10 protein-coding genes and 2 pseudogenes are annotated in these 13,263 nt (G+C 63.8%); 6 read left to right on the top strand and 6 right to left on the bottom strand.

Annotated elements, in window-relative coordinates; genetic code table 11:
• Nucleotides 1-386: 386 nt before the first annotated feature.
• The 6 genes and pseudogenes from QP164_RS03990 to QP164_RS03965 all read left to right on the top strand — a co-directional run bounded on the left by QP164_RS03990 (nt 387) and on the right by QP164_RS03965 (nt 5,499).
• Nucleotides 387-749, top strand: coding sequence for a hypothetical protein (locus QP164_RS03990; RefSeq protein ID WP_333922217.1), 363 nt, complete (start codon nt 387-389; stop codon nt 747-749).
• Between the two features lie 94 nt (nt 750-843).
• Nucleotides 844-2,262 carry a mechanosensitive ion channel gene (locus tag QP164_RS03985; RefSeq protein ID WP_333922216.1) on the top strand — a complete coding sequence of 473 codons (1,419 nt, stop codon included), beginning with the start codon at nt 844-846 and terminating at the stop codon, nt 2,260-2,262.
• Between the two features lie 38 nt (nt 2,263-2,300).
• Nucleotides 2,301-2,585, top strand: a complete 285-nt coding sequence (locus QP164_RS03980) for a CsbD family protein (RefSeq protein ID WP_132740676.1) — start codon at nt 2,301-2,303, stop codon at nt 2,583-2,585.
• Nucleotides 2,586-2,774: 189 nt separating this feature from the next.
• Nucleotides 2,775-3,562, top strand: a pseudogene (aqpZ, locus tag QP164_RS03975) (aquaporin Z).
• A gap of 439 nt (nt 3,563-4,001) precedes the next feature.
• Nucleotides 4,002-4,970 (top strand): LuxR C-terminal-related transcriptional regulator, encoded by a 969-nt coding sequence (locus tag QP164_RS03970; RefSeq protein ID WP_333924176.1) that lies wholly within the window; start codon nt 4,002-4,004, stop codon nt 4,968-4,970.
• A gap of 385 nt (nt 4,971-5,355) precedes the next feature.
• Nucleotides 5,356-5,499: an entericidin A/B family lipoprotein gene (locus tag QP164_RS03965; protein ID WP_132740684.1), complete on the top strand. Its 144-nt coding sequence runs from the start codon at nt 5,356-5,358 to the stop codon at nt 5,497-5,499.
• A gap of 289 nt (nt 5,500-5,788) precedes the next feature.
• Here the strand turns inward: QP164_RS03965 and QP164_RS03960 are convergent, their stop codons facing one another.
• From QP164_RS03960 to QP164_RS03935, 6 genes and pseudogenes are all read right to left on the bottom strand, one after another.
• Nucleotides 5,789-6,511, bottom strand: coding sequence for a FadR/GntR family transcriptional regulator (locus tag QP164_RS03960; protein WP_333922215.1), 723 nt, complete (start codon nt 6,509-6,511; stop codon nt 5,789-5,791).
• Nucleotides 6,508-7,260: a helix-turn-helix transcriptional regulator gene (locus tag QP164_RS03955; RefSeq protein WP_132896596.1), complete on the bottom strand. Its 753-nt coding sequence runs from the start codon at nt 7,258-7,260 to the stop codon at nt 6,508-6,510. The genes QP164_RS03960 and QP164_RS03955 overlap by 4 nt, the downstream gene beginning before the upstream one ends.
• Nucleotides 7,261-7,356: 96 nt before the next feature.
• Nucleotides 7,357-8,555: pseudogene (locus QP164_RS03950) on the bottom strand (MFS transporter).
• A gap of 114 nt (nt 8,556-8,669) precedes the next feature.
• The gene (locus QP164_RS03945) at nt 8,670-9,416 is read right to left on the bottom strand and encodes an alpha/beta hydrolase (protein WP_333922214.1); all 747 of its coding nucleotides are present in this window, start codon (nt 9,414-9,416) and stop codon (nt 8,670-8,672) included.
• 239 nt (nt 9,417-9,655) lie between these two features.
• Nucleotides 9,656-11,059 carry an FAD-binding oxidoreductase gene (locus QP164_RS03940; RefSeq protein WP_277982857.1) on the bottom strand — a complete coding sequence of 468 codons (1,404 nt, stop codon included), beginning with the start codon at nt 11,057-11,059 and terminating at the stop codon, nt 9,656-9,658.
• A 1-nt stretch (nt 11,060) separates the two neighbouring features.
• On the bottom strand, nt 11,061-13,220 hold the full coding sequence (locus QP164_RS03935; RefSeq protein ID WP_333922213.1) for a TonB-dependent receptor: 2,160 nt from the start codon (nt 13,218-13,220) through the stop codon (nt 11,061-11,063).
• Nucleotides 13,221-13,263: the final 43 nt, after the last annotated feature.

Below are 13,263 nucleotides of genomic sequence, written 5' to 3'. Positions count from 1 at the left end.
TAGCCCGCGTAGACTGGGCCGTGCCCAAGCTCCGCAGCGGGTCAGCCATTCGGACACGTTACGGGGCCCACAACCGGTCGTTCAGACCGCGCCACCGTGCTTGCGACGCTGCCCGGGTCGAGTGGCATAGCCACCGTGCCGCGGTCACGGTTGATAGCAGGACGAGCATCCTGCACGAAAATTTGCGCGACTGTATCGCGCGCATCGAGGCCGACGATACCAACACCTTGTTGTCGGCCGAGTTTTGATATTATTGGTACTTCCGCACCCGACAAGTTGATGATTATACTAGAAACTTTGGCCCGCCTCGCTGGTTTGGCGCTTGGGATCATCAGATTGTCGGCCACTCCGGCCTGACTGTGTGACCCCTAACAAAAGGGGCTTTTATGACACAGTATCGTAGTCTTTCACGGGTCGGGCTTGTTGCCGTCGGCATCACGACGATGTTGCTCACCGCGTGCGTCAACCCGTCGGCGAAGATCGCGACCTCGCTCGAAGGCTATGGCTTCCAGCCTGCCCAGTCGCAGTGCGTCGGCGATCGGCTCGAGGCTAACCTATCGCTCGGTCAGCTTCAGCAGCTCGGCCGCGCCGCCAAGGCATCGCGCCAGGGCGACACGACACCGGGGCGCCTGACCGCCAGCGATTTCATTCGCGTATCCGCGCAGGTGAAGGACCCGAAGGTCCCGCTGGAAGTCGGCAAGGCCGCTGCGGCGTGCGGCATTCTGACGGACCCCGCCTCGCCACTTTAATCACGCCAACCGCGCCGCTGCACGCGCCCGAAACGGCGGGGCGGCGGCGTCATGCAAGACACGTCCCGGATGGGCGCTTTCAGGAACACCACACATGCAAGACGTAACCTATGCGGGCGATACGGTGGTATCGAACACTCGCGATTTCGGGGCGCAAGCCTGGAGCTATGTCGAGATCTGGACACCACGGATCATCGCGGCGCTGATCATCCTCGTCATCGGCTGGGCGATCGCCCGCGCCGTGAAATGGGGCGTCGCCAAGCTCGTCAACAAGACGCCGCTCGCGATCCATGCCAACGAGCCGAATGCCAACCCGCGCAACCCGACGACAATCGGCGCACAGGTCGGTGATGCCGCCTATTGGGTGGTCCTCCTCATCGCGCTGTTCCTTGCGACCCAGCCGCTCGGTCTGGCCGGCGCAACCGGCCCGCTCGGCGACATGCTGCAGGGCTTCGGCACGGCCATCCCGAGGATCATCGGCGCTGCGCTGATCTTCTTCCTCGGCTACGTGCTCGCCAAGGTCGCCAAGAAGGCGGTCGAGGCGGTCATCACGGCCAGCCATGTCGAGCGCTTCTCGACGCATGTCGGCGCGACCACGCCGACCGATCCGACGATGCTGCCGCGTACCATCGGTGGCATCGTGTTCGCGCTGATCATCATCCCGGTCTCGATCGCGGCACTCGACACGCTCAATATCGCGGCGATCTCGCAGCCGGCAACCGCCATGCTGCGCATCATCCTCGACGCCATTCCGCACGTCATCGCCGCCGGCATGATCCTGGCCGTTGCCTATGTCATTGCCAAGTTCGCGTCGCGTCTGTTGACGCAGTTCCTGGCAACGACCGGCTTCGACCGGACGATCGGTTCGATCGGCATCTTCGGCAACACGGAAAACCGCGAGCTCGGCAGCACCAGCCAGTCGACCGGTCCGTCGTTCGTGCCCTCGAAGACGGTCGGCACCAGCGCATTCGTCGCGATCCTGATCTTCGGCCTGATGGAAGCTTTCCGCCAGCTGAACTTCGCCTATGGCTCGCAGATCATGGCCGAGGTGCTGACGCTGTTCGGGCAGGTCGTGTTCGGGGCGATCATCATCTTCGCATCGGTCGTCATTGCCCGCTTCGTGGCGCACGCGATCGAGCGTAACGGCGACCATGGCACGCGCGTTGCCGCCCCCGTCGTGCGGATCGCGATCATCGTGCTCGGCACGGCGATCGGCCTGCGCTTCATGGGTCTCGCCGACGACATCATCAACCTGGCGTTCGGGTTGCTGCTCGGTGCGATCGCAGTGGCCTTTGCCTTGGCGTTCGGCCTGGGTGGTCGCGATGCGGCCGGGAATGCCGTGAAGCGGATGCTTGACGGTGCCAAGTCGACCGACGACCGCGCCAACCCGGCCATCGACAGCGACCGCACGACGCCCCCTCAGGAATGGCGTCGATGGATCGCCAGTCGGACGGCAATTTCGCCCGTCAGGATGACCGCGGCGACGTCCAGGACCTTACCGACCGCCCCCTGATCTGACTGCCCTTCCCGAGAGAACCAAAGGAAACTCTTATGAACACCGATACCCTCAACGGCACCGCCGCCAACGTCGGCGGCAAGCTCAAGGAGACGCTCGGCGGCGCGATCGGCGACAAGTCGCTGCGGAGCGAAGGTGCCGAGGACCAACTCGGCGGCACCATCCAGAAGACTGTTGGCCAAGCCAAGGATGCCGTCGAGGACAACATCCGCCCGCTGCTCGACTATGTCCGCCAATTCTCGAAGGAACGCCCCTTCACCGCTGCAGCCTTAGCCGGCGTGCTCGGCATCGCGGTCATCAACACCCTGCGCGGCAAGTAAGCCGCCAGAGACGCCGCTTCCCAACGGCGGGCGGGGCAGCGATCGCTGTGCCCTGCCCGCCACTTCAAAGACCGACGGGCGCTCATCGATGCACCCCAGTTAGGCACGAAAGACATGGCCGACAGTCCACACCTCCAGCGCGCATCGACCATCGCTACGCCCGCTGGTCAGGTAGCCCGCCCCCGCCGTATCGCTACCGCGCGACGGCTGGCCGCCGAAGTCATTGGCACGTTCTGGCTGGTCCTGGGTGGCTGCGGCGCTGCGGTTCTTGCCGGGGGACGGGCGTCCCCGGCACGATCGGCATAGCGGGCGTGGCACTGGCATTCGGCCTTACCGTCTTCACGATGGCGTTTGCCGTCGGTTTCATCTCGGGCGGCCATTTCAACCCGGCCGTCAGCGTCGGCTTGACGGTCGCCGGCCGCTTTCCCGCTCGCGACCTGCCGGGCTATGTCATCGCGCAGGTGATCGGCGGCATATTGGGCAGCGCGGCACTCGCTGCACTGGCATCGGGCACCGCGGGGTTCGACCTGGTCGCGAGCGGGTTCGCCGCGAATGGCTACGGCGTGCATTCGCCAGGCGGATACAGCGCGGCAACCGCATTCCTATCCGAGGCATTGCTGACCGCGGGCTTCCTCACGGTCATCCTCGGCGCGACCGACGAGCGCTCCCCGGCAGCGTTCGCACCACTGTCGATCGGTCTAGCATTGACGCTGATCCACCTCATTTCGATCCCGATCGACAATACGTCGGTGAACCCGGCGCGCAGCACAGGTCCCGCGCTGTTCGTCGGCGGATGGGCGCTGTCGCAGCTCTGGCTGTTCTGGATTGCTCCCCTGGGTGGTGCCGCCGTAGCCGGCCTTCTTGGTCGCTGGCTGTTCGCGCATACAGATGAAGATCAGTCGCCGGGGCCGATCGGCGATACACCGGTCGAACTGATGGTCGGCGATGACCGCAATACTGCACCGCTTGAAAGATAAACCATCGGGCAATCCCGAGGACGGCGAACGGTAGTGCAACGGGTAGACAGCAACGCACTTCTCGAGGCGACACTAAACTAACCGCTTTGAGTATATATCATAGTTAAGCTTCCCGATATCGGTATAAGTAACCGACCCTTACCTTTCACTTTATCTGTCGTACAGATTATGAACCACCATACGGCTCTACTTGGTATCAAAATGGGGCACTCTTCGTATGACAGATTTTTCACTAAATCTATCGATTAACTGAGACGTATCTTCGTGACGACGAGGGACGACCATGACTAACGATTGCCTGGATATCTTCACACGCCCCCATCACACGCTCGCGGGCACTATGTGGCATGCGCCCGAACACGCAACGCGGCTAGAATGCTCGATCGAGTCGAACCCCGCCCCCGCGATCGTCTGCGGCTTGCGGGACCTGCGTTACGTGATGGTCAACCGCCGTTTTCTTGCGCTTACCGATAGCGCGGACGAGGATTGGCTGAGACGCTCGATGTACGAGCGCAACATCCTTGAGGGCGTCGCGAATTACGAGTTGGTGAAGCGCGCGCTCGTCAACGCGCAGACGATCCCGCAAACCCGGGCCCGTCTGGCTATGCCTGACGGCACGTACCGGCCCGTGATCGTCACAGGCCAGCCCGTGACCGTCGCCGGCCAGCCGTGCATGCTGTTTACCTTCACGGATATCGGGGCATGGCAAGAGACTGAACGCTGCCACGATCAACTGCGCACAAGCGTCCAAACCGCGTTCACAACCTCGTCGGCGTGCATGATGATCGTCGATCCGGCCGACAACGTCGTGACAGTTGCGAATGAGAGTTTTTGTTCATTGCTCGGCTACTCGCTCAACGAACTATCCGGTCGATCGACTGACGACATCGATATCTGGCCATCGGGAATTGCAACCGGCTTCGTCCGTACGAAGTGCGGACAGCATCTCGAATGCGTCATTTCCGAGGCCACGATCCACGTCGTCGGCAAAGCCTACGCCCTGTGGACGTTTCAGGACGTGACCAGTCGTCGGATCGACGAACGCAGTCTGGCCGCGGCGATCGAAGCGACGATTTCGGAATCCAAATGGCTCAGCCATGCCATCTTGGATAATATGGCGCTTCGGTCCGAACCGTCGCGAGACGATGGCGCATCGGGATTGAGCGAACTCACTGCACGCGAACGCGATGTGCTGGCGTTGATCTGCGAGGGAATGGACGACAAGACGATGGCACGTACACTGCAAGTCAGCGGCAACACGATCCGCAACCACGTCGCTCGCGTCTACAGCAAGATCGGCGTCAATCGCAGAGTGGCAGCGGCCGCCTGGGGCCGCGCGCGCGGGTTTGACACGGGAAGCAACCGTGTAGCGCTACTGGCATGCGCCACCGGCGCTATGTCGGGCTGATCGCATAATACTTCCAACGTGCAAATGCCCACGCTTTGAAAGTCGCACCTGGGAGACTCGGAACAACGCTGTCGTCCACCGCTCATGTCGAAAATACTATTCCGGCACGACAAATCGATCTGTCGGCTGCGTTCGCCTTTGGTTAGATAACAGTAACTTGGCCAAGCCACCGAACGAGGGAGCGTTCATCATGCAGAAGGATACCAGCAAACTTTCCAACGTGGCCAGAAGTTCGGTCACGGATACGCTGTGTAAACTTACCGGCATTTCGCCATCTCAGACTAATGTCGGCGTAAAGTCGGTAGATACCGAAGAATCTTCTCGGGCCAAACCCCTTTCGCGCCGTGTTGGCACGATTCACCTCAAGCATTAAATTGGGAAACATATGAAACAAGCATTTACACTGATCGTCCTTGCCGCAGGCCTGTCCTTGACCGGTTGCCATACCGTCAACGGCGTCGGCAAAGACGTGAAATCCGCAGGAACGGCTGTATCAAACGCCTCAGGCGAGAGCGGCAAGAAGAAGTAGCGCACAATAGATTGGGGACTTCGTCAAATCGTCGCTCCCCAATCATTCATCCGCTCTTGGCGTTTTCGATTGCCTATACTTCCAATGCGCCAGACTTTATAATATCCGGCCACTGGCGGGATTTTTACTACGCTTTTCGCTAGGTATCGTTCGGCGTGAACTCGTGAGGTAGACTAGGTTTTGGTGCCCAGACGCAGTCGCCGATGCTCAGGTGCGGTCGATGGCGCCCCGGATACGAACGCTCTATTATCGTCAGCTAAAGCCCTTCCATCCAGATGGTGGACGCCGACTAATTACCATTCTCACGACGGGCGAACAGATCGCCGATGGATGCGACGAAATGCGTATTCATTGCGGCGATCGCAGCTTTCGGATCACGATCGGTAATGGTGCGCGCCAGGTCGTGATGGTGCGCCAACACGGCGGTACGCTGCCGCGCGGTGGTTCGCGTTGCCCAGGCGGCAGGCACAGCATGGACCATCATCGGCGCGAACGAGCGGACGATCTGCAAAAACAGCATGTTGCGCCCTGCCTGCGCGATCGCCTGGTGAAACTCGATGTCGTGGCGAGTCAACGCATCGACATCGGTACCCGCCGCTTCCATCGCCTCGGCCAGGCCGACGATCGTCCGCGCCTCGTCGTCGGTGCGTTCGATCGCGGCGAGTTCGGCGGTGCGGAGTTCCAGCGTGCGGCGCACGTCCCAGATCTGCACCATCGAGATCTGCGCCGTCGCCACCGCGTGATCGAGCGAGGTCGCCATCACCGATCCGTCGATCGCAGCGACCCGCGCGCGCCTGCCATTGCCCACGTCGATCAGCCGCAGCGCCGCCAGCGCGCCGAACGCCTCTCGTAATACTGGCCGACTGACGCCAAGCTCGGCCGCAAAATGGCCTTCGGACGGCAGCGTGTCGCCGACCTTCATGTCGTTCGTGCGGATGTGCGTGCGGACCGCATGGACTGCCTGATCGACGAGCGAGCCGCCCTCGACCAGTCGCAGGCTCGCCGCGCTCATGCCGCAAGCCGTGGTGCGCGCAGCGACGACGGGGTCGCGCCGAACTGCCGCGAGAAGGCACGCGTGAAACTGGCGTTGTTGAGATAGCCGCACTGGTACCCGATCGACGATACCGGCAGGTCGGTCGCGATCAGCAGCTGACGCGCCGCTCCGAGCCGCCGGTCGAGCAGCGCGTCGGCGACCGTGCAAGCGAACATGTCGCGGAAGCCGCGCGTCAGCTTCGCTCGGTTCAGTCCACAGGCGCGCGCGATCGAATCGAGCGTCATCTTCTCGCCCCAGCGCTCGTCGATCATCCGTTTCGCCGCGACGATCCGCTGGCTGTCGCGAGCCGACAATTGCCCGGCACCCGCGAGAGGGACAAGGTCGTCCTCGACGATCCGCTGAAACGTGCTGGACAGGAGCTCGATGCATTTTGCCGAACGATGCGTGCTGCGCCAGGGTTCGGGCAACGTGCAATCGAGGATCGCCGCGACCATCATCCGCAACTCGCTCGGCAGATGGCACGCGATGTTCGCGTCGGGCGCATAATCGAAGACCCGCAGGCAGGCGCCACGTTCGACCGCAAGGACGAGGATCGCGCGCTCCTCCGAGGGAACCGTGCCGGTGGTGACGGTGACCTGCGCCGGCGCGTCATCGCCGAGTGTGAAGCAGAGGACCACCGCGTCGGCGGAAACAGCCGCCGGGTCGACCAGGCCCTCGCCGATGAAGGCCGCCATCTCTGGCGACACCGTGACCCGTTCCTTCTGCATGCTATCCTCACCCAACACCGATCTCCTGTTCCCGATTGCCGGGATTGAGTCGATCATGCAGCTATCGGATAGCTCGTACAAGAGCTATCTTACAGGTCAGGCGGTTGCCGATACCGGCGCGCGCCGCATCGCCATCGTGAAGGCGATGACCGAGATCGCGCTGGTCACCACGCCAACGATCGCGAGACCCTGCGCGAGATGCGCCTCGCCGCCCAGCATGCCGCTTGCCGCCGCGACCAGCGTCGGTGCGAGGCCGTAGCCGATCAGCCCGGCGATCGCGATGAACGCGCCGATGCACAGTCCGCGCAGCTCATTGGGGATCAGAACGGTCAATGCCACCGAGGTCACGACGCCCGTCACCGCGCCGCACGTCACGAGCAGGCCGACCGCGACCCCGAACAACGGAACCGAGGGCATGATCGGGAACAGCGCGGCAGGCACGCCAACCGCTGCGGCGACGATCGCACCGATCAGCAGGCCACCGCGCCGTCCGCTTTTCTGTCCCCGGTCGGCGGAAAGCCCACCGACGATCGCACCGACTACGCCCGAGCCAAAGAGCAGCGTGCCCATCCAGCCGGCGAACTGGTCGGGCTGCAGGTGGAAATTGCGCGACAGGACCGGCGAGACCCAGATCCCCGCGGCGGCATCGGCCATCACCACGCTGATCTGGCCGATGAACAAGGGGATCAGGAACACGCGACGCGCCCAGAGTTCACCAGCGACGACCTTGAAAGGCGCATGCGTGCCCGCCGCGACCTCCTGTCGCGCCGGCTCGCGCAACAGCAACAGCGGCAGGATGGCAAACACGCTGATGACCGCAAGGCCGAGATGGACGCTGCGCCACGGCATCATGCCTGCGAACCATGACGGCGCGCCGCCATGGGCGAACAGGCCGAACAGCGCGCCTGACAAGCCCAGGGCGAGCGCAACGCCGAGCGACTTGCCGAGGTTGACGATCAGCATGGCCCTGCCCCGCTGCGTTGGAACGCAAAGTCGGCGCACAGCGACAGCGCTGCGGTCAAGGCGCCGGTCGTGCCGATCCCGGTCAGCATGCGCGCGACGAACAGCACGGGCACGCCCTGCGCGAACGCGGTGAGCACCGTCCCCAGCGTCCACACGAGCGCAAGCGCGATCATCATTCGCACGCGGTTGTAGCGATCGACCAGGATACCGATCGGGATCGAGAACACCGCGAGAGGCAGTGCCGCCGACAGCCCCTGGATCAGGCTCAGCGTATAGTCGCTCAGGTGAAGTTCGGCTTTCGCGCCCTCCTGGACCGTCCCAAACGAGCCCATCATCGTGAAGCCGACCGCCATCGCCAGCGCGAGCGCGAGCAACGGCAGCAGCGTCCTTGCGAACGGCGGTGAAGTTGCCTCGATCGGTCGGGCGAAATCGGTCATGGGAGGTCCTTATGCAAGCGCACGGCGCAGTGCCTCGTGGCTGTCGCGGCGCGCCTGTTGCGAGACCGGGCCGTCGGCGAAGACATCGAAGGCGTGATAGCCGCCGGGATAGACGTGAAGCTCGACCGGCACGCCCGCGCGGATCAGCCGTGTCGCGTAGTCGATGTCCTCGTCGACGAAGAGATCGAGCGCACCGGTCGCGATATAGGTACGCGGCAGGTTGCCAAGATCGGTCGCGCGGGCGGGTGCGGCGTAGGGCGAGACGTCGTCGCCACCGGGCCCGTGGCCGAGCAACGAACTCCAGCCGAAGCGGTTGCTCTGCCCCGTCCACACGAACTCGCCGGCATACGGATGCGGTGGCGCTGTGCAGGTGCGATCATCGAGCATCGGGTAGATCAGGTGCTGGAACGCTAGTGCATACTCACCACGGTCGCGCACCATCAGCGCCAGCGCCGCGGCATACCCGCCGCCCGCACTCTGCCCCATCACGCCGAGCCGGGTCGGATCGATTCCGAGGTCCTCGGCATGGGCGATCGTCCAGGCGAGCCCGGCATAGCAATCCTCGATCGGGCCGGGGAAGTTCGTTTCCGGCGCCAAGCGGTATTCGACCGACACCATGACGCACTGAAGGTCGGCGATCAGCGGACGGACCAGCGGATCGTAATCGCTGACCTTGCCCATCACATAGCCGCCGCCGTGGATGTGATAGATGCACGGCAAAATGCCGGTGACGCCCACTGGGCGGAAGACGTGCAAATCGATATCGGGCGCTCCGGCAGGCCCTGGAACCGTATGGATCTCCAGCGTCGCCAGCGACTCGTCGGCCGGGGAAACATCGAAGGCCGGTCTCGCATCGCCGGCAGGATATCGGCGGTGAGCGATATCGGCGGCAACATCTCCAGCAGCGGGCGCAGCGTCGGATCCACCAGGTGCAGGCTGTCCATCATTCTCTCCACGATCGTTGTTATGACGCGCGTTCGATATTGGAACGGCGTTCAGAACGCGAAGATCTTGCCCGGATTGAACAGGTTGTGCGGGTCGAGAGCATGCTTCAACGTCCGCATCAGATCGACCGCATCGCCGAGTTCGGCGACCAGCCAATCCTGCTTGCCGATACCGATCCCGTGCTCCCCGGTGCACGTGCCATCCATCGCCAGCGCCCGCTCGACCATCCGTGAATTGATCGCCGAAACCTCGGCCAGTTCGGCTTCGGACTCCGGATCGATCGAGAACACGACGTGGAAATTGCCGTCGCCGACATGGCCGAGAATGGTTGCCGGGACCGACGAGGCCTGGAGGTCGGCCTTCGTCTCGCCGATGCACTCCGCCAGGCGGCTGATCGGCACGCACACGTCGGTCGCCCAGCCGACCGCGCCGGGGCGCAGGTTGACCGCAGCGTAATACGCCTCGTGCCGCGCCTTCCACAGCTTCGAGCGTTCCTCGGGCAGATTCGACCAACGGAAGTCGCCGCCGCCGTTCGCCGCCGCGAGTTCGCGCACCGTCTCGGCCTGTTCGTCGACATAGCGCGGCGAGCCGTGGAATTCGAAGAACAGTGTCGTCAGTTCCGGGTAATCGAGCTTCGACCAGGCGTTGACCGCCTTCATCTGCATGTCGTCGAGGATCTCGACGCGAGCGAGCGGCACGCCGATCTGGATCGCCTGCACCACCGTATCGACCGCGCCGTTCAGCGTGTCGAAGCTGCACACCGCGGACGAGATCGCCTCGGGTATCCCATGAAGCCGCAGCGTCACTTCGGTGATGATCCCGAGCGTACCCTCGGAGCCGACGAACAGCCGGGTCAGGTCATAGCCCGCCGCCGACTTGCGCGCGCGGCGGCTGGTGCGGATCTCGCGACCGTCGGGCGTTACCACGCGCAGGCTCAGTACAGCCTCGCGCATCGTGCCGTAGCGCACCGCGTTGGTACCGCTTGCGCGCGTCGCGGCCATCCCGCCGATCGTCGCATTGGCGCCGGGATCGATCGGGAAGAACAGCCCCAGGTCGCGGATATGCTCGTTCAGCTGCTCGCGGCGGACACCGGCCTGCACCGTGCAGTCGAAGTCGTCGGCGTTGATCGACACGATCTGCGTCATCTCCGACAGGTCGACCGACACGCCACCTTGCACCGCCAGCGTGTTGCCCTCGATCGAGGTGCCAGCCCCGAACGCCACGATCGGCACCTTGGCGGCGGTACACAGCTTGACGAGATCGACCACCTCCTCGGTCGATCGCGCGAAGACGACCGCGTCGGGCAGCATCGGTGCGAAATGCGCCTCGCTGCTACCGTGGTGGAGCCGCATTGCGTCGCTCATCTGGAGCGCGTCGCCGAACCGCTGCTTGAGCGCCGCGACGAACGCCGGGTCGAGCGGTGCGCGCTCGATATGTTCGAATTGCATGGTCATCCTAGAACCGGAAGCTCGCGCGCACGCCGTAGCGGCGGCGGTCGCCCTGGATGGCGAGGTTCGACGCGAGCGGCGCGAGCCCGGCGCGGACCAGCGCAGACTTGTCGATATAGCTCTCGATGAACTTGGTGTTGAACAGGTTCGTGCCGAACGCCGTGACGGTCAGGCCGCTCGAGAAACGGAAGCCGAGCGAGGCGTTGGTGATCGCATAGGCCGATAGTTTCGGCGCGACATTGGGGTCGAGCGAGGAGCCGATGCGGCTGCCCTTGCCGAAGATCCCGGCATCGAGCAGCACCGCATTGGCGCCGACCGGCACGGTGTAGGTCGTATTGAAGTTGAAGTTGTAATCGGGCGTGAAGATGATCCGGTCGCTCGATACGTGGACGCCGGTGGTCGCGAAATACTGGCTGTCGTCGGTGATGCGGGCATGGAGATAGGACGCGCCGGCATCGATCCGCCACTGGTTCGTCACGCGAAGATGCGCCTCCACTTCGGCGCCGTAGCTTTCGACGGTGCCGGTGTTCAGGTTGATCGCGACGAAGCCCCCGCTGGTGTTGGGCGCGAGCGAGTTCTGGCCGATGAAATCCTTGTAGTCGTTGTAGAACACGTCGGCGTTGATCGTCAGGCGACGGTCGAACGCGTCGAACTTGGTGCCGAGTTCGTAGGTCCAGACATTGTCGCCCTTGTAGGTCGCATCCTCCGGCCGCGTACCTGGACCGTTCTGGCCACCGCCGCGGATACCCTTGGCGACCGAGGCGTAGCTCATCACCGCCGGCGTCCAGTGCTGCGTCAGCGTGACGCGCGGCTGGAACTGGTCCTTCTTGTACTCGGGTGCCGTGTACGGCGTCGTGCCATTGATCTGGCTCGCGACCAGCTTCTGGTGATCGTAGCGCCCACCGACCGCGAGATCGAGCGTGCCGACTTTCAGGAACGCGGTGGCGAAGATCGCGCGGGTGTCGTTGCGGACATAGGTCGACGACGGCGTGGTCGAGGCCGGCACGGGGAAGGTCGGCCCCAGCAGCGCGCGGAAATCGATCGTCGTCAGCTGGTCGCTCGTCTGCGTGTAGCGGTTGCCGTACAGCCCGATCAACGTCGAGAACGCGTCGCTCCACTGCGTATCGAAGCGCAGTTCGGCTGTCTTCGTCTTCAAGGTCGAACCGCCGCGGGTGCGGAGCAGGTCGACCGCGCTGAAATCACCGTCGTTGATTCCGGCGACATTCTTCTGGTTGTAGGCGCCGATCGCGGTGATCTTGGTTTTCAGCGAGGCGGCATCGAACTCGCCCTTCACGTTCGCGCCGTAATAGTCGATTACCGCACGGTTGAGGACATTAGTCGCGCCGTCGAGGCGGTAATCGGTCGGCCCGGCGACGTGGATATATGACGTGCTGCCGCCCGCGGTCCGGTCGTAATTGCCGTTGACGGTGAACACCGCCCAATCGGCCGGCGTGAAGCGCAGCGTGCCGCCGACGCTCTGCTGTTTCAGCGGGTTCATGTCGCCGATCGTCAGCGTGTTGCGCATGAAGCCGTCCTGCTCGTGGTAGGACGCGCCGATCCGGAACTGCAGCAGGTCGCGCACGATAGGGCCGCTGACCGAGCCCGAGACCGACGCGTAATTGTCCGTGCCGGCGACCGCGGCGTCGAACCGCCCTTCCCACTCGTTGCCCGGCTGGCGTGTGATGACGTTGATCGCGCCACCCAGCGTGTTGTTGCCGAACAGCGTCCCCTGCGGCCCACGCAGCACTTCGATCCGCGCGACGTCGACGATCGGCGAGTTCAGGTAGGACGTGTTCGGCTGATAGACGCCGTCGATGAAGATCCCGACGCCCGGCTGCACCGTGTCGATGAGCGTCGTGCCGATGCCGCGGATCGAGACGAACGCGCGACCGACGCTGTCCGAGTTGATGTTGAGCCCCGGCGTGTAGGACGCGATGTCCTTCACCGTGTTGACCTGCAACTCCTTCAGCCGGTCGCCGGTGATCGCGGTCACCGCGATCGGCACGTCCTTCAGCGACTCCTGGCGCTGGCGGGCAGTGACGACGATGTCATCGGAGCTGACGGGCGTTGCGGTCTTGGCCGTATCGGCGGCGTCCTGTGCATAGGCCGGCACGGTCGTGAAGGCGGCGGCGGCGCATCCTGCGGCGAGCAATGTCTTAAAGCGCATTGGATCCTCATCCCTGTAGAGCGCCGATCCATTGCCGGCTACT

This window comes from Sphingomonas sp. LR59 (genome assembly GCF_036855945.1).
Lineage (GTDB): Bacteria > Pseudomonadota > Alphaproteobacteria > Sphingomonadales > Sphingomonadaceae > Sphingomonas.
The sequence above is the reverse complement of the archived record's forward strand: the minus strand, read 5'-3'. Positions and strand labels throughout refer to the sequence as shown.